A 16,941-nucleotide genomic window follows, 5' to 3' on the forward strand; every position below is an offset into this window, starting at 1 on the left:
TCTTAACCACGAAAAAGCTCGGGTAACAAACACCTCAGCCGGCCTCCCGCAGCGCCCGATAGAGGGTGGTGCGGCTGATGCCGAGCCGGCGCGCCGCCTCGCTCACGTTGCCATCGCACTCCGTCAGGGTCTGCTGCACCCGTTGCCGGTTCTGCTCGCGCAATGTGCTGCCCGCCACCACCGCGGTGGCGACCGGCGCCACCGCCACGGTCGGCAGATGCAGGTGGGCAGGCTCAATCCAGCCCTGCCCCTCCGCCAGCACGCAGGCTACTTCCAGCGCCTGCTTGAGCTGGCGCACGTTGCCGGGCAGCGGGTGGGCCAGCAGTTGGCGCTCGGCCTCATCGGTCAGGCGCAGGGCAGGATCCATCTCGGCCAGCAGCCGCCGGACCAGCGCCTGCCGCTCGCGGGGCAGCCAGTCGCGCAGCGGCGCCAGCTGCTGGCGCCAACCGCAGATGCGGTAGTAGAGATCCTCGCGAAAGGTGCCGGCCGCCACCATGGCCGCCAGATCCCGATGGCTGGCGCTGACCAGCCAGAAATCCACCGCCTCGGGTTTGTGGCTGCCAACCGGGGTGACGGCGCGCTCCTGCAGCACCCGCAGCAACCGGGTCTGGGCCAGCAGTGGCAGCTCGCCGATCTCGTCCAGCATCAGGATGCCGCCGTGGGCGGCGCGCAGATACCCCTGACTGCCCTGGCTGCGGGCACCGCTGAAGGCCCCGCCGACATAGCCAAACAGCTCGGCCTCCACCAGATCGGCCGGCAGGGCGCCGCAGTTGACGCACACCAGGGGCTTGTCCTGCCGACTCGACTGGCGGTGCAGGGCCCGCACCAGGTGCTCCTTGCCGCTGCCGGTCTCCCCCTCGATGAGCAGGGAGATGCCGCGCTCCAGCATCTTGAGCGGCACCTGCCGGCCGTGCGAATCGCCGGCATCGGCCGGCAGGCTGGGCAGGGTCGCCACGGGATGAGCCTCCGGCACCAGTCTCAGCCCGCGTCGATCCCGCAGCAGCTGCTTGCCGTCGAAGGGGTGCTGGCCGAGCCAGAGCCGGCCGGCTCGGTTGGCCCCGAGCAGCTCGCCCTCCTCCCCCAGCAGCAGACGGGCGGACCAGAGACTCTGGGGCTCGAGATCCACCAGCCAGCCCGGCTGGCGCGCCAGCAGCGCGTTTTCCAGGGTCATTGCCAACAGCCGCACCGTGCCCAGCATGTCGCCATCGTGATGGGCCGCATCGGTAGAGATGTCGAGCACGCCGAGCAGTTGCCCGTCTGGCCCGAGCAACGGGCAGGCGCTGCAGCTGAGAAAGCTGTGCTGGGCGAAGAAGTGCTGATTGCCGAGCACCTGCACTTCGCTCTGTTCGGCCAGCGCAGTGCCGATGGCGTTGGTGCCCTTGCTCGCCTCCCCCCAGCGGGCGCCGCTGCGCAAAAAAATGCGCTCGGCGTGGCGGGCGAAGCCGTCGTCACCGCTGGCGGCCAGGATGGCACCCTCGCCATCGCACAGCAGCAACCGACAGGGGCGCCCTGCCAGTAGCTGGCCAAACAGCGGCAATACGAAACGCTGGAAGCTGGCGATCAGCACCCTGTGCTGCTCCTGACGGGCCGACAGCTCTCCCTGGGGCAGCAAGTCCAGCTCGGCGCTCTGCCGGCGGCTCAGCCCCTGATGCAGGCAGCGCTGCCAGGAACGCTCGATCGGGCTGGCACTGGATTGAGATAATTCGCTCATCACGCCTCCTGTTCACAAACGGCACGACTGTCACGGTCACTGTCCAGAATCGGCACAGTATCCTCACCTTCGCGCTGGTCATTGGTTAACCAAGATACGCTGCCGCACCCCGTTTGATAACGTTTTTGTAACTTTTGCTGTGCTGGTCAGACCCTCTGGCACGCCCCTTGCGATACATAGCAGCAACCGGGTTGCCCTCCAGCCCGGTCAGGACCACACACATAAAGGATGATGAGATGATTTATACCGCTCCCGGTCAGGCAGGTGCCCTGGTCAGCTTCAAGTCCCGTTACGACAACTTCATCGGTGGCGAGTGGGTGGCGCCGCGCGCCGGCCGCTACTTTGAAAACATCTCGCCGGTAGACGGCAAGGTGTTCTGCGAAGTGGCCCGCTCCGACGCCGCCGACATCGAGCTGGCGCTGGACGCCGCCCACAAGGCGTTCGCCAGCTGGAGCAAGACCAGCGTCACCGAGCGCAGCAACCTGCTGCTGCGCATCGCCGATCGCATCGAACAGAACATCGAGGTGCTCGCCATCGCCGAAACCTGGGAGAACGGCAAGGCGGTGCGCGAGACCCTGGCCGCCGACCTGCCGCTGGTGGTGGATCACTTCCGCTACTTCGCCGGCTGTATCCGCGCCCAGGAGGGCTCGGCCGCCGAGCTGGACCAGAACACCGTCAGCTACCACTTCAAGGAGCCCATCGGGGTGGTCGGCCAGATCATCCCGTGGAACTTCCCGCTGCTGATGGCGGCCTGGAAGCTGGCCCCGGTGCTGGCGGCCGGCTGCTGCAGCGTGCTCAAGCCCGCCGAGCAGACTCCGGTCACCATCATGCTGATGATGGATCTCATCAAGGACATCCTGCCCGCCGGGGTGGTCAACGTGGTCAACGGCTTTGGCGCCGAGGCGGGCCAGGCGCTCGCCACCAGCAACCGGATCCAGAAACTCGCCTTCACCGGCTCCACCGAGGTGGGCGCCCATATCCTGCGCTGCGCCGCCGACAAGCTGATCCCCTCCACCGTGGAGCTGGGCGGCAAGTCCCCCAACATCTACTTCGCCGACGTGATGCAGCACGAGAGCAGCTACATCGACAAGGCGGTGGAAGGGATGCTGATGACTTTCTTCAACCAGGGCGAGGTGTGCACCTGCCCCTCCCGCGCGCTGGTGCAGGCCAGCATCTATGACGACTTCATGGACAAGGTGCTGGCCCGCGCCCGCACCATAGTGCAGGGCAACCCCCTCGACACCGCCACCCAGGTCGGTGCCCAGGCGTCGCGCGAGCAGTTCGACAAGATCCTGAGCTACATGGAGATCGGCCGCGGCGAAGGGGCCAAGATGCTGATCGGCGGCGGCCCGGCCAGGGTGAGCGGGCTGGAGGGGGGCTTCTACATCCAGCCCACCATCTTCCACGGCCAGAACAAGATGCGGGTGTTCCAAGAGGAGATCTTCGGGCCGGCGCTCGGGGTCACCACCTTCAAGGACGAGGCGGAGGCGCTGGCGATTGCCAACGACACCCAGTACGGACTGGGGGCGGGCCTGTGGACCCGCGACAGCAACCTGGCCTGGCGCATGGGGCGCGGCATCCAGGCCGGCCGGGTCTGGGTCAACTGCTACCACGCCTACCCGGCGCACGCGGCCTTTGGCGGCTACAAGAAGTCAGGGATCGGCCGCGAGACCCACAAGATGATGCTGGACCACTACCAGAACACCAAGAACCTGCTGGTGAGCCACGACATCAATCCCCTCGGCTTCTTCTAAACCCCTCCCGTGATCAACAAGGGCGCCTGCGGGCGCCCTTTTCATTGCTGGAGCGCCGCCTGCCCGGCGCCGATGCCCAGCTGCTGGCGATAGCGCTGGGGGGAGCAGCCCAGCTCACGATTGAACATGGCGATGAAGGCCGAGGTGGAGCCGTAACCGAGCCGCCAGCCAATCTCCTGCACCGGCAGCTCCCCCTTGAGCCAGGCCAGCGCCTTGAGCAGCTTGAGCCGGGCCCGCCACTGGCCGAAGTTCATCCCCAATTCCCGCACGCAGCGCCTGGCCAGGGTGCGCTCGGTGGTGTGCATCTGCTCGGCCCACTGGGCCAAAGTGCGCGGATCGGCGGGGTCGCTGTAGAGCGCCGCCAGCATGGGGGCCAACAGCTTGTCCTGGCTCATGGGCAGGTAGCTGTCCTGGCAGCGGGTGCGGGTCAGCTTCTCCACCAGCAGCTCGGCCTGGCGCACATCCCACTCATCCGCCATGTGGCCCAGCTTGCGATCGCAAAAATCCGCCAGGATGGCGCGGATCAGCGGGGTCATCTGCAGCAGCCTGGGCTCGGCCGGCAGCCTCGCCGCCAGAGCGTGATTGACGTAGATGGAGGTGTAGTCGAGGGCCTGCTGGTTGTAAGAGGCGTGCTCCAGATCCGCCGGCACCCAGATGAGGTAGTCGGCCGGCGCCACCAGCCGGTGATCGTCCAGCACTATCTCCATCACCCCCAGACTGATGAGACTGAGCTGGCCCCAGGGGTGGCTGTGGGGCGCACATGCGCTCTCGGCCTGGATCTGCTGGTAGCGCAGATAGAGCGGATTGGGCTCTGGCAGATGCAGGTCCGTCGGATGGTAGTGACGTATGGCCATGGCGGGCGGATTGTCCTTTGCGCGGGATGATTTGTCAGTTTTACGTTACTTGATAACAGAAAGACAAGGGTAGACTGGTCACCTCGATAATAAGGAGTCTTTGATGCGTATCTTCTACCCGCTGATGTTTCCGCTGCTCGCCGTGCTGATCTGGGCCACCAATACCGTGGTGTCCAAGGCCGCCGCCGATGTGCTGGATCCCGCGGCCATCTCCTTCTACCGCTGGGTGATCGCCGCGCTGGCGCTGACCCCCTTCTGCCTGCCGCAGCTGTGGCGCCGTCGTGGCGAGATCCGCCCCTGGCTCGGCAAGCTGCTGGTGCTGGCGGCCCTTGGCATGGTGCTCTACCAGTGCCTCGCCTACTACGCAGCCCACACCACCTCGGCCACCAACATGGGGGTCATCGGCTCCCTCATCCCGCTGCTGACCCTGCTGCAGAGCGCCCTCTTCTTCGGCCAGCGGCCGGGCAAACAGGCGCTGCTCGGCATGAGTATCTCCCTGTTCGGGGTGTTCTGGCTGCTGAGCCTGGGCCAGCCGCTGGCACTGCTGCACGACGGCATCAATCAGGGCGACGGCCTGATGCTGCTCGGCTCCGCCAGCTACGCCCTCTATGGCCTCTTGATCCGCCGTTGGCAGCTACCGTTCGGCCCCTGGCTCAACCTCTACCTGCAGATCCTGCTGGCGGTCTTGCTGCTGGTCCCGGTGGCCCTCTGCGCCGAGTCGCTGGCGGTGCCGGCCGAAGGCTGGGGCCTGGTGCTGTTTGCCGGCATCGCCTCCTCCCTCTTCGCCGCCTACTGCTGGATGCGCGGTCTCGCCTGCATGGGGGCGGAGCGCACCTCGGTGTTCATGAACCTGATGCCGCTGTGCACGGCGCTGATCGCCGTCATCAGCCTGGGGGAGCCCATTCACGACTACCACCTGCTGGGGGGCGGTCTCATCCTGGCGGGGGTCATGCTCTCTCAGTTCAAGCCGAAAGCCCGCCCGGCCCTGCAGGAAGAGGCCTGAGCGACCTGCCGTACCGGTTTTTACACCAACAAAAGACACAAAAAAGGGAGCTCAGGCTCCCTTTTTTGTTGGCATGGATCTGCGTGCGGCAAACGGCTCAACTGCCCCGCCGCCAGTGGTAGCGGCGCTCGGGCCGGCCACGCTGACCGTAGTTGAGATCCACGTCCACCCGGTCCTCCGACTCCAGATACTCCAGATAGCGGCGCGCCGTGGTGCGGCTGAGGGACAAGCGCAGCGCCACCGTGTCGGTGGAGAAGGCGCTGTCCGGCTCGCCCGCCAGCAGCTCCAGCACCTGGCGCAGGGTGATGGCGTCGATCCCCTTGGGGGTGTCGCGCACCTCGCGCCCCTGGGGCCTCACCTTGCCCATCAAGCGGTCCAGGTCGCTCTGCTCGAGGGAGCCGCGCTCACAGATGCGCCGGTGCAGGGTGAGGATCTCGTCCAGGCTCTGCTGGATGCGAAACAGCCGCAGCGGCTTGATGATGTAATCCTGCACCCCCTGATTGAGGGCCTGCTGGATGGTCTCCACATCGCAGGAGGCGGTCACCATGATGACGTAGGCTTCGCGGTTGTGGCTGCGCAGCCGGTTCACCCACTCCAGGCCTGAGCCGTCAGGCAGCGAGATGTCCACCAGCAGCAGTTGTGGCTGGGCCGCGCGCATCATGAGATCGGCCTGGGTCAGGCTCTCGGCCCGACCCAGCAGGGAAAATCCGGGGGTGGAGGAGACCAACTCGGCCAGAATGGATCCTATCCGTTCGTCATCCTCGATCACCAGAGTGAAAATGGGCTCCATAGATCACACCAATTGGTTTTTATTCAAGTAGATACCGAACAGCGTCGTCTGTTCGGCGGTGCGGCGCCATTCTATCACACCCCCTCGCCTGGCCACCGTCTCCTTGACCAGGAACAGGCCGACACCGTGATCGCCGGTCTGGCGACTGATGCCGTAATCAAACAGATGGTCCGCCAGCGCCTCGTCCACCCCCTCACCGCTGTCCTCCACCTCGATCACCAGCCGACGCCCGAAGTCGTTGAGGGAGATGAGCACCCGTGGCGGACACTGCTTGCGCCGGGCCCAGGCGGCGCGGATGCCGTTGTCCAGCAGGTTGCCGATGAGGGTGATGAGATCCGCCGACACCGCCGCCGGATACTCGCCCAGCGCCGAATCGGGATCCAGCACCAGTTCCACCCCGAGCTCGCGGGCCCGGCTGAACTTGCCAAGGATGAGCCCGGCCACCGGCTTGTCCTCGATGGCCCGCAGCAGATCGTGCAGCATGGTCTGACACGCCTCGCTCTCCTGCTGGATCAGCTCCACCGCCTGCTCCACGTGACCCAGCTGCAGCAGGCCGGAGAGGCTGCTGAGCTTGTTGGCGAACTCGTGGGTCTGCATCCGCAGCATCTCGGCATACTGGCGCAGGTGAGTCACCTGCATGCCGAGGCTGCCGGTCACCTCGGGGCGGCTGAAGATCAGCAGCCGACCGGGGATCTTGCCCTCCACCGCCTGCCAGCGCCCGATGAACGACTCGCCGTGCACGGTGAAGCCGAGCTCGGTCTCGAGCTGGGTCAGGGCGGGAGCGAGCGGCGGCGACAGCTCCGCCAGCGGCTGGCCGAGCAGGGAGTGGCGGCCGGTGCCGGGCAGACGCAGCTGATAAAACGCGGCGCTGTTGAGCATGCGGATGTGGCCGTGACTGTCGAGGGCGATGACCCCCTCCGAGATGTGCTCAAGCACCAGCTCCTGCAGCACGAAGCGGTTGACTATGGTCTCCGGCTCCAGATCCAGCAGGGTGCGGCGCAGCCGATGCTGGATCCAGAGCGCCAGCAGCAGGCCGCAACCCAGCACGGCGCCGATGGCGCTGATGAGCAGGGCGATCCGATCCAGATAGATGCCCTCCACCGTCTGCATCAGATAGCCCACCACCACGGCGCCGATGGCGCGTCCGTCCGCCCCGATCACCGGGGCAAAGCAGCGAATGGCCGGCCCCAGGGTGCCCACGTCCTTGGAGCAGTAGCTGCTGCGCTCGTTGAGGGAGGGCCAGATATCCTCGCCGCGAAACAGGCCGCCCACCAGCTCCGGGGAGGGGTGGCTCAGCCGGCGGGCGTGCTCGTCGGTCACCACCATGTAGGCGGCGTCGGTGCGGCTGCAGATCCCCTGCACATAGTCGCGCAGACCCGGATCGCTCCCCCACTCCAGCGCCTGCACTACCCGCTGGTCCGCCGCCAGCACTCGCGCCAGATCGCCCCCCTTCTCCTCCAGGTTCACTTCCAGCAGGTGGCGGATAAAGAGCGCCAGCAGGCTGCCCAGGATGACGATCAGGAGCAGTGACAGGCCCAGAGAGAGGGTGACCAGTTGGTGACGCAGTTTCATCGATTAGCCTTGCAACATCAGAACGCGGACCAATAGTGCGGGCGCCACCAGGTCTGGTCAATCAAAGGTGCGGGATCGCCGGCAAAATCGGCCAGCCCCTCGGCACGGGCACACAGTGCCACCGCTCTCGCCACGGTGCGGGCCACCTCCCCCACCTGCTCGATGGGGGGCAGCAGCCGCCCTTCGGCTAGCGGATAGGCGCCCACCGCCTGCACCGCCGCCCGCAGCATGCCGTCGCTGATGCGCCGCGCCTTGACCGCGCAGGCCCCGAGGCCAATGCCCGGGAACACATAGACGTTGTTGCACTGGGAGACCACTCGCGGCGCCCCGTCCACCGCCACCGGCGGGAAGGGGCTGCCGGTGGCGAGCAGAGCGCGCCCGCCGGTCGCCTGCCACACCTGGGCCGGGGTCGCTTCGGCGCTGCGGGTGGGGTTGGAGAGCGGCAGGATCACCGGCCGTTCGCACACCTCCCCCATGGCCGTCAGCACCGCCTCGTCAAACAGGCCGCCCTGACCGCTCACTCCGATCAGCACCCCGGGGCGCAGCCGCTCGATGAGCGCGGCCAAGGAGTTGCACGCCTCCGCCGCCGGACGGGCGAACGGCTGCTGGGCCGGGGTGAGCCCGGCGCGGTCCAGGCAGACCAGGCCATCCTGATCAAACAGCTGCACCCGCTCCGTACCGCCCGCCAGCTGGGCCAGCATGGCGGCGATACCGCAGCCGGCCGAGCCGGCCCCGACGATCAGCACCGGGGTCTCGGCCAGCGCACTGCCCGCCTGCTGCAGGCCCGCCAGCACGCAGGCCGACGCCACCGCCGCCGTGCCCTGGATGTCGTCGTTGAACATGCACAGCTCATCGCGGTAGCGGGCCAGCAGATTGGCGGCATGCTTGCCGGCAAAGTCTTCAAACTGCAGCACCACCTGGGGCCAGCGTTTGCGAACGGCGGCCACCACCTTGTCCATGAACTGGTAATAGGGCTCGCCATCCACCCGCGGCGCCTGCCAGCCGAGGTAGGAGTCATCTTCCAGCAGCTCGGGGTTGTTGGTGCCCACATCGACGCACAGCGGCAGGGTGCGCGCCGGGTTGATGCCGCCGGCGGCGGAGTAGAGCGCCAGCTTGCCGATGCAGATCCCCATGCCGCCGATGCCGAGATCGCCGAGCCCCAGCACCCGCTCGCCATCGGAGATGACGATGACGTCCACCTCCTGCTCCACCGCCGCGAAGATGTCGTCCAGCTCGTCCCGGTCGTGCCAGGAGAGGTAGAGGCCGTGGCTGCGCAGATAAAGGTCGCTGTGGCGCTGGCACGCCTCCCCCACCACCGGGGTGTAGATGATGGGCAACAGCTCGGGCAGGTGGTGGCGCACCAGTTCGTAGAACAGCACCGGGTTGTCCTCCTGCAGCTGGCGCAGCAGCAGGTGCTGATCAAACGGGCTCTGCATGGCCGAAACCAGCCGGTAGATGCGGCGCCGCTGCTGGGCCAGCGACTCCTCCTTGTGGGGCATGCGCCCCATCAGTCCCTGTCGCTTGCGCTCGGCATAGGGCAGGCTGGTGCCCATCATGATGTCGTTCATTATCTTGTTCCTTATGCCAGCAGCGAAATGAGCAGGGTGGCCAGGATCAACATGACGGCGCCCCCGAGACGAGAAGAGATCTGGGCAAACGGCATCAGCGTCATGCGCTGGGCCGCCGAGAGCACGGCCACGTCGCCGGTGCCCCCCATGTTGGCCATGCAGAGGCCGCCGGTGATGGCCGCCTCAATGGGGTAGAAGCCGATCATTCGGCCCACCAGCGCCGCCCCCAGGGCACCGCCGACCACGGTCACCAGCACCAGCACGAAGTAGCTGACCGAGAAGGCGCTGATGAGCTCGGGAATGCTGGTGTAGGCGACACCGATCCCCACCAGCAGGGAGGGCGTCAGGTTGCTCACCACGAACTGGTACCAGTCGGCCGCCGCCTGCTCGTAACGGCGGGGCAGCAGGCCGCTCACCTTGATGACGGCCACCGCCAGGATCATCAGGGCGAAGGGGTGCATGGGGATGAAGTTGCCGAGCAATGATCCCAGCACGAACATGCTGGAGCTGATGAAGAGCCCGAGGCCGAGGCTCTCCAGCGTCGGTGCCTGCACCTTCTCTTCGGCCACGCCAGCGGCACTCTCTTTTATCATCAGCTTGCCGTTGCCGGTCAGGGAGGGGTAGCGGCGACCGAGGCGGGCCAGCAAGGTCCCCACCAGGATGGCCAGGGTGTTGGCGATCACCACCGCCGGCACCATGCGCGACAGCAGATCGGCACTCGACATCTGCAGCGGCCCGGAGAGGATCTCCACCAGCGGCACGGCGCCGGCTCCCATGCCGCCACCCATGATGGGCAGACCGATCAGCAGCACCGCATTCTTGAAGCCATACCCCATCAGGGCGCCCACCAGACCGACGCTGAGCAACGCCAGCGCGACGCCCCCCAGGATCACCGGCAGGTAGCGCATGGCGGCGTTTTTCAGCAGGGCGCCGCTCATGCCGAACACCGAGCCGGTCACCAGGCTGGCGATGAAGAAGTTGAGAAAGCCCCCCTCCTTCATGAAGCCGATGATCACCTGGCCCGCCTCGACGGGCAGGATCCGGTATTCAAACAGGGCGGCGCCGCCGAAGATGGCGAGTATGGTGCCGCCACCCAGGTATTCACGGATGGGAGTGATGCGCTCCCCCAGTTCGGTCAGCAGGGTGCCGAGCACGAACATCAATGCCAGCGCACCGACCATGCCGAGTGGCAGAGAGCCGTTCCAGCCCGAGAAGAGTACGCAGGTGGCAAGCCCGAGGAAGATCATCATGGGCATGCCGGCAATCTGCCGGTCGCCAAACAGCGCGATACGGGTCTGTGGGGTAGAGAGGTTTTTCATTGTTATGCTCCAGCGTGTGGTGTGGCGCCACTCTAGCCATCTCTCTCACCCCTGTCGGTTAGCCTGTCTGCAAAGGCATATAAAAACATTAAATTCTTAAACGTTATGACTGGCAGAGGATGTCGCCCAGCCTGTCATTGGCATTATTCAGGCGCACTATTGTGCTGCGCCAATCAAACCGGAGAGCCCTCATCCCTCAATGCCAACAGGCTCTTGATGGGGCCATTATCAAATAACGATTAAATAATGGGCGGCACACCTCTCAATAATGGGAAACCATGCTTTCGCCACTCGATGCTATTTCGACTGATCACAAGCAAGGATTGACTGGCGATCTCAAGATCAGTAAATCCCAATCGGATAAACCGCCGCAAACCGGAAGAGACAACTGGAAGATTGAGGACAGGCGATCACGCAGAGGCCCACAAGGATGATCTGCCCATGGCAGGCCGTGCCTGCCGCAGGGGAGCGTTTTAGCCGATACAAGCGGGCCCTGCAACAGACCGTCAGATGATGATGACGGCCTCATGACACCAACCGAAAAACTATTCGGCTAATAACAGTGGAATATTGGCAGGGTCAAATTCATGACAGGTTTCGGTACTTTCCAGGCTGAGCCCATAATGGCCATCGGCAACATATTCCACCTCCACCAACAGGCTCTCGATGGAGAAATGGGGGTCACCCGATTCATATCGTTCCACAGCTATCGTCTCCCTGTTTAGCTGACCCATCAATATTAGTGGATAAAAAACAGCCTGCCGAATTCAGATAATATTTTTCTGCCACCAACATGATCGGCCATGGCTATTCCAAGGCTATTTTCAGCACGATGGGTGACATGATTTGGTTATTTCACCGCCCCATGGCGGGAATGATTCACCCAAATTGGCTCACGGCAGACACGGGTGGCTGCCAACAGGACGTTCAAACCCAACAAGCAAGCTCCACAAGAAACCTACCTCCAATTTTCATAAACAAGATCGCGATCACACTATTTACTTAGCCTGCTAAACAACTACAATGCTTAGCAAGCTAAGTAAATGGAGAGCCTCATGATGAAGGATCTGGAAATGCTGCGCGAGCTGTCCCTCGCCGAACGGGTCGGCCGGCTACATCGGCTGTGGCGCACCGTGGCCGATCTCGAGCTGGCCCCCCTCGGCCTCACCCATCCCCGCTGGACGGCGCTGTGGAAGCTGAGCCGGCTCGGTGGCCACCTCAGCCAGAAGACCCTGGCCGAAGCGCTGGAGATCGAACTGCCCTCCCTGATGCGCACCCTGGGCCAGCTGGAAGAGCAGGGACTGGTGGAGCGCCACTGCTGCAGTCAGGACAAGCGGGCCCGCATCGTCACCCTGACCCCGGCCGGCAAGGCGCTGCTCGACCAGATTGAAGATCGCATCATGGAGATACGCCGGGAGTTGCTCGCCGGCATCAGCCAGCGGGAGCTGGAACAGTTTGAAGATATCGTGCACCGCATCTGTGCCAATGCCCTCGGCAAGATAGGTGCACAGAGTGAAGAGAGAGAGTGAAATGACCCCGGATCAACAATTCAAACGCTGGATAAAATGGGCCATGGGCGCCTTCGTACTGGTCTTTGCCTACTTCCTGCTGGCCGACCTCAAGATGCCGCTCACCCCGCAAGCCATGGCGACCCGCGTCGTGACCAAGATGGCGCCCCAGGTCAGCGGCAAGGTGGTCGAGGTGGCCGTCGGCAACAACCAGCACGTCAAGCAGGGCGACCTGCTGTTCGTGCTCGATCCCGCCCCCTTTGAGCTGGCGGTGGAGCAGGCCCGTCTCGCCCTGGCCCAGGCCGAACAGCAGAATCGCCAGCTCGATGCCACCCTCAATGCCGCCAGCGCCGACTTCAGTTCGCTGCAGACCCAGGCGGCCCTCAAGCTGCGGGAAGCGGAGCGCATCGATGCCCTCTATCGCCGCCACATGGTCTCCGAACAGCAGAAGGATGACGCCGACAGCGCGTTTCGCACCGCCCAGGCCAACCTGCTGGCCAGCAAGGCTCGCATGACCCAGGCCAGGGTCAACCGCGGTCTGCCCGGCGACGACAACCTGCTGCTGCGCCAGGCCCGCAACCGCCTCGCCCAGGCCGAGCTCAACCTCGCCTACAGCCGGGTGCACGCCAGCCAGGACGGCATCATCACCAACCTGCAGCTCAAGCCGGGCAGCTTCGCCGCGGCGGGTGCACCGCTGCTGGCGCTGGTCTCCGAGCAGGTGGACGTGATCGCCGATTTTCGCGAGAAGAGCCTGCGCCACGTCAATCAGGACAGCCAGGCACTGGTCGCCTTCGATGGCGAGCCGGGTCGCCTCTATCCGGCCCGGGTCACCAGCCTGGATGCCGGGGTCAGCGCCGGCCAGTTCGATGCCAACGGCCTCCTGGCCAGCCCCACCGAGTCGGATCGCTGGGTGCGCGACGCCCAGCGTCTGCGCCTGCACCTGGCGCTGGAGCAGCTGCCCGCTCATCTGCCGGCCGGTGCCCGCGCCACCGTGCAACTGCTGCCCGACAACGCCCTGACCGGACTGCTGGCCCGCGCCCAGATCCGCCTGCTCAGCCTGCTGCACTACATCTACTGAGGTGACGGCAATGACGCTATGGCACAGGCCCCTCACCGCCAACGAACTGCGCCAATGCCTGCGCATCGCCTTTGGCAGCACCACCGGCTTTCTGCTCTGCAAACTGTTCGGCTGGAACTACGGCGTCTTCTACACCGTCACGCCGGTGCTGCTGCTGGGCATGGTGCCGGTGATGAACGGCCATGCCGCCCGCCAGCTGATCGCCGCCGCCGTGGTCTGCGGGCTGGAAGTGGGGCTGCTGGGGGGGCTGTTTGGCGGCCATCCCGGTCTGATGGTTCCCATCGCCTTCCTGCTGTTTCTCTACCGCTTCGCCGCCATGTCACGGGGCAGCCTGTTCCTGTTCGGTGCCAACGGGGTGTTGAGTCTCAGCATCATGCTGCACTTTGCCAGTTACCCGCAGACCGATCTCAACGACCTCATCTTCAGCAACCTGTGGGCCAGCGTGCTGTCGGTGCTCATCGCCTACCTGATGACGGCATTGATCCCGGACGTAGAGGAGCGCCCCAAACCGGCCCCCTCCCCCAAGGCACCGCACCGGATGCGGCACGAGGCGCTGCTTGGCGCCAGCATCGCCACCCTCTCCTTCATGGTGTTCCAGATCTTCGATCTGCGGGACTCCATGTCGGCCCAGGCCACGACCCTGCTGGTGCTCTTCCCCATGCATTGGGACGGCGCCCTGAGCTATGCCCGCAAACGGGCCATGGGCACTCTGCTCGGGGTGAGTTTTGGCCTGGTCAGCCAGCTGGTGCTCTACGACTGGTCGGGACTGCTGTTGCTGGTCGCCCCCATGCTCTGGCTCGGCGCCATGCTGTTCAGCCATGCCCACGTGAAGGAGGCGAGCGGTTCCGGGGTCGGCTTCGGCGCCCTCACCACCCTCGGCATCCTGTTCGGCCAATACCTGACGCCGGGCAACGATCTGGTGTTCAGCGCCCTCTACCGGGTCAGCAGCATCTTGTTTGCCATCGTCGCCACCCTGCTGGCCTGTTACCTCATCCACCGACTGCTTAACCGCTTCGAGGCCACTCGGTTCGGTTATTGACCCCCTGTTGTTAGCTCAAGGATGTGCTGCCTTTCGCCCCGCTATGCCTACCGGGGCGTTTTTTTGTCTCCCGTTTGGCGGCACCTGCGGCCAGCCCCAGCAACTATGCTTGCTAGGGCAGTCGGCAACAGGAGAGAGGCCATGGCACGAGCAGCATACATCCACTGGTTGGCAATCACTCTGCTGCTGGGGATGACCTGTGCCCAGGCAGAGCAGGTGCTCATTGCCGCCGAGGATGACTGGGCCCCCTACTGCGCCCTCGACAAGCAGAGCGGTCAGCCGCAGGGGCTGGCCCCAGAGCTGGTGAAGGCGGCCTTTGCCGCCGAGAGGGTCGACGTCGAGTTTCGCACCATCCCCTTCGCCCGCTGCATGTACGAGGCACGCAGCGACAAGGTGCTCGGCTGCTTCGATGCCACCATCACCGAGGAGAACCGCTACCAGTACTTCTGGCACGAGACCCCCATGTTCGAGGAGGATCTCGCCATCTTCGCTCTGGCCCGCGAACCGCGCCGGGATCTCAAGCTCACCTCGCTGGAACAGAAGACGGTGGGCATCACCCTTGGCTACACCTACCCCACCGATTTCATGGAAAACCCCAGGATCACCCGCTTCCAGGCCAAGTCCGACGCCCAGATCATCGAGATGCTGGTGCGCGGCCGGGTCGACTACATCCTGATGAACGAGATGCCGGGCTACCTCAAGATCCAGCAAAAACAGCTGAGCGGGAAGGTGGTCAAGGTGGGCAAGATCTCCACCGACGGTTTCTGGCTCGCCTTCTCTCGCGCCCATCCCCAGGGCGAGGCGATGGCAAAGCGCTTCGAGGAGGGGCTGCAGAAGATCCGCAACAACGGCACTTACGAGGCGCTGGTACGCGCCTTCGAGGCCAGACTCGGCCTGCATTGAGCCGCAGCTCATTAGCGCTTCTTTTGACGCCCATGGACGCATATCGACGCAAGCCGGGTCGAGGTGCATTGCGCCCCTTTGGCAAGCTGTTAGGATCACGCCCGGATGACACCGATGGAGAATCAACATGAAGCACGCCAACCTTCTGCTGCTGGGCATCACGAGCCTGACCCTGCTGAGCGGCTGCGAACGCGGTGCCGGCACCCTGAGCGTGACCGGTGGCGACCCCGTCACCTATCTGTGTGAACAGGGCCAACGGGTGCAGGTACGCTACTTCGCCCTCTCCGATCAGAGCCTCAACTTCGTCAAGCTGGCGCTGCCAGATGGCAAGGACTACACCCTGCCGCAGAGCGTTTCCGCCTCCGGCGCCCGCTACACCGACGACCATGAGGCCGTCTGGTGGAACAAGGGAGATGAAGGCTTTGTCGAGATGCGCGACAAGGATGGCGAGTGGCAGAGCGTCTACAACGACTGCAAGCAGCAGTAAACAACAACCCCGGCCAGACCGGGGTTGCTCATTACTCCACTTCAATCTCGTAGCGACCCACCACTCGCACCGGAATGGCCTGCGGGTTCTGCTCCGACACGCGATAGCGGGTCTTGGCCAGCCCCGACAGGGCGATCAGGTCCAGCACCCCGGGCGGCTCCGAGGCCACAATCTCTGGGCTGAACAGATTGCCGTTGGAGTCGATGAGATAACGGATCTCCACATAGCCCTTGACGGGTCGCTTGGCTGGCGCGCCGCCCACCGGTTCAAACGGGGGCACCTCGCCATCCTGCACCCAATATTTGCCAAGCTCCGCCATGGTTACCTCCAGCGGCGGCTGGTTCAGTTTCACGGTGGGACTGGGGCTGGCACAGCCCCCCAGCAGGCCGAGCACGGTGCCCAGCAGCAAGACCTTCAAACCCATTCAACACTCCTTGTTGAGTCAGATCAGAGGGGTCACCCCTCTCCGGCAGGGTTACCGGCCCATTACTGTAACAATCGGAACCCGTTTGAGCAGCATAAAAAAAGCCAGCCCCATCGGGTTGGCTTTTGGCAAAGCGGCTCAGCGTCAGCCGCGCTTGTCGCTGACCACCAGCCAGAGCGCATGCACCATGCCGGGCAGGCCGCCGAGCAGGGTCAGCACTATATTGATCAGAAAATGCAGGCTGAAGCCCACCTGAAGAAAGGCACAGACCGGGGGCAGAAAGATGGCCAGCAGGATCTTGAGCAGATTGTTCATCTCGGATTTCCTCGTCAACGATGTCACAGGGATAGCAATGGGCTAACCATAAACATCCCTGGCTTCAACTGCAAACCAGACAGGGAATGCGCTCACCCCCTTCCCGCCAGGCGTTGAGGTCGTGGATGACCTGATTGCTGCTGCCGCGCCAGAGCAGGCCGGGATCCGCCAGGGCCTTCTCGAACTTGCCATCCACCAGCACGTCCAGCAAGGCCACCAGCTCGCGCTGGGCCGGGCTGAGCTCGCCAAGCAGATAGCCGGTCCAGCACCAGATATCCTTGCCGGGGCACTCGGCGCGTACCCGTTTCACCAGCGCCAGCACGTGGGGCACGTTGGCGGGGTGGAGCGGATCGCCGCCGGAGAGCGACAGTCCGCGCCGCTTGATACGCGTGTCGTTGAGATCCGCGATGACGCGATCGCTCATCGCCTCATCGAATGGCTTGCCGCCATCGAGCCGCCAGGTGCTCTGGTTGTAGCAGCCTGGGCACTGATGTTCGCAGCCCGAGACGAACAGGGTGGCGCGGGTGCCGGGGCCGTTGATCACATCGACCGGGTAGTATTGGTGGTAGTGCATCGCTTGTTTCCTGCCTCCTTCATGGGTGTGCAAACGGTCGCC

Annotated in this window: 17 protein-coding genes; 7 read left to right on the top strand and 10 right to left on the bottom strand. The window is 64.6% G+C overall.

All coding sequences use genetic code 11. The features are described from left to right. Positions 1–34: 34 nt before the first annotated feature. Positions 35–1,711 (bottom strand): sigma-54-dependent Fis family transcriptional regulator, encoded by a 1,677-nt coding sequence (locus tag OKB87_RS10720; RefSeq protein ID WP_270827396.1) that lies wholly within the window; start codon positions 1,709–1,711, stop codon positions 35–37. 236 nt (positions 1,712–1,947) lie between these two features. Here OKB87_RS10720 and exaC point away from each other — a divergent pair, with 236 nt between their 5' ends. After that, entirely contained in the window at positions 1,948–3,465 is a 1,518-nt protein-coding gene (gene exaC, locus OKB87_RS10725) for an acetaldehyde dehydrogenase ExaC (protein ID WP_171282382.1), read from the top strand. Positions 3,466–3,506: 41 nt separating this feature from the next. Here exaC and OKB87_RS10730 read toward each other — a convergent pair whose 3' ends face one another. Continuing rightward, the gene (locus OKB87_RS10730; protein WP_270827398.1) at positions 3,507–4,319 is read right to left on the bottom strand and encodes an AraC family transcriptional regulator; all 813 of its coding nucleotides are present in this window, start codon (positions 4,317–4,319) and stop codon (positions 3,507–3,509) included. Positions 4,320–4,422: 103 nt separating this feature from the next. Between OKB87_RS10730 and OKB87_RS10735 the strand changes: the two genes are divergently transcribed. Next, on the top strand, positions 4,423–5,322 hold the full coding sequence (locus OKB87_RS10735) for a DMT family transporter (protein ID WP_270827400.1): 900 nt from the start codon (positions 4,423–4,425) through the stop codon (positions 5,320–5,322). Between the two features lie 97 nt (positions 5,323–5,419). Here OKB87_RS10735 and OKB87_RS10740 read toward each other — a convergent pair whose 3' ends face one another. The 5 genes from OKB87_RS10740 to OKB87_RS10760 all read right to left on the bottom strand — a co-directional run bounded on the left by OKB87_RS10740 (position 5,420) and on the right by OKB87_RS10760 (position 11,308). Beyond that, on the bottom strand, positions 5,420–6,112 hold the full coding sequence (locus tag OKB87_RS10740) for a response regulator (RefSeq protein WP_011705161.1): 693 nt from the start codon (positions 6,110–6,112) through the stop codon (positions 5,420–5,422). Between the two features lie 3 nt (positions 6,113–6,115). Continuing rightward, positions 6,116–7,684, bottom strand: coding sequence for an ATP-binding protein (locus OKB87_RS10745; protein WP_024944745.1), 1,569 nt, complete (start codon positions 7,682–7,684; stop codon positions 6,116–6,118). Between the two features lie 17 nt (positions 7,685–7,701). Further along, the gene (locus OKB87_RS10750; protein WP_270827402.1) at positions 7,702–9,252 is read right to left on the bottom strand and encodes an NAD-dependent malic enzyme; all 1,551 of its coding nucleotides are present in this window, start codon (positions 9,250–9,252) and stop codon (positions 7,702–7,704) included. Between the two features lie 11 nt (positions 9,253–9,263). Further along, complete coding sequence (locus tag OKB87_RS10755) at positions 9,264–10,571, bottom strand: 2-hydroxycarboxylate transporter family protein (RefSeq protein ID WP_039213362.1); 1,308 nt, start codon at positions 10,569–10,571, stop codon at positions 9,264–9,266. A 545-nt stretch (positions 10,572–11,116) separates the two neighbouring features. Beyond that, a complete protein-coding gene (locus OKB87_RS10760; RefSeq protein ID WP_073349272.1) occupies positions 11,117–11,308 on the bottom strand; it encodes a hypothetical protein in 192 nt (63 codons plus the stop codon). Between the two features lie 318 nt (positions 11,309–11,626). On the opposite strand from OKB87_RS10760, the gene slyA reads away from it, so the two are divergent. The 5 genes from slyA to OKB87_RS10785 all read left to right on the top strand — a co-directional run bounded on the left by slyA (position 11,627) and on the right by OKB87_RS10785 (position 15,586). After that, positions 11,627–12,100, top strand: a complete 474-nt coding sequence (gene slyA, locus OKB87_RS10765) for a transcriptional regulator SlyA (protein ID WP_010634735.1) — start codon at positions 11,627–11,629, stop codon at positions 12,098–12,100. Position 12,101: 1 nt separating this feature from the next. Beyond that, positions 12,102–13,157 (top strand): HlyD family secretion protein, encoded by a 1,056-nt coding sequence (locus OKB87_RS10770; protein ID WP_016349913.1) that lies wholly within the window; start codon positions 12,102–12,104, stop codon positions 13,155–13,157. 10 nt (positions 13,158–13,167) lie between these two features. Then, entirely contained in the window at positions 13,168–14,196 is a 1,029-nt protein-coding gene (locus tag OKB87_RS10775) for a DUF2955 domain-containing protein (RefSeq protein WP_011705154.1), read from the top strand. Between the two features lie 141 nt (positions 14,197–14,337). Then, positions 14,338–15,099 carry a substrate-binding periplasmic protein gene (locus tag OKB87_RS10780; protein ID WP_270827404.1) on the top strand — a complete coding sequence of 254 codons (762 nt, stop codon included), beginning with the start codon at positions 14,338–14,340 and terminating at the stop codon, positions 15,097–15,099. Between the two features lie 127 nt (positions 15,100–15,226). Further along, a complete protein-coding gene (locus tag OKB87_RS10785; protein WP_029303683.1) occupies positions 15,227–15,586 on the top strand; it encodes an MliC family protein in 360 nt (119 codons plus the stop codon). A gap of 31 nt (positions 15,587–15,617) precedes the next feature. Here the strand turns inward: OKB87_RS10785 and OKB87_RS10790 are convergent, their stop codons facing one another. From OKB87_RS10790 to nrdG, 3 genes are all read right to left on the bottom strand, one after another. Beyond that, positions 15,618–16,010, bottom strand: coding sequence for an energy transducer TonB (locus OKB87_RS10790; RefSeq protein ID WP_041217846.1), 393 nt, complete (start codon positions 16,008–16,010; stop codon positions 15,618–15,620). Between the two features lie 144 nt (positions 16,011–16,154). Next, the gene (locus OKB87_RS10795; RefSeq protein ID WP_005303354.1) at positions 16,155–16,325 is read right to left on the bottom strand and encodes a YqaE/Pmp3 family membrane protein; all 171 of its coding nucleotides are present in this window, start codon (positions 16,323–16,325) and stop codon (positions 16,155–16,157) included. 64 nt (positions 16,326–16,389) lie between these two features. Further along, on the bottom strand, positions 16,390–16,899 hold the full coding sequence (gene nrdG, locus OKB87_RS10800; RefSeq protein ID WP_270827407.1) for an anaerobic ribonucleoside-triphosphate reductase-activating protein: 510 nt from the start codon (positions 16,897–16,899) through the stop codon (positions 16,390–16,392). Between the last annotated feature and the right edge of the window lie 42 nt (positions 16,900–16,941).

Source organism: Aeromonas sp. Y318-1 (genome assembly GCF_027706125.1).
In the GTDB taxonomy this organism is placed as follows: Bacteria; Pseudomonadota; Gammaproteobacteria; order Enterobacterales; family Aeromonadaceae; genus Aeromonas; species Aeromonas hydrophila.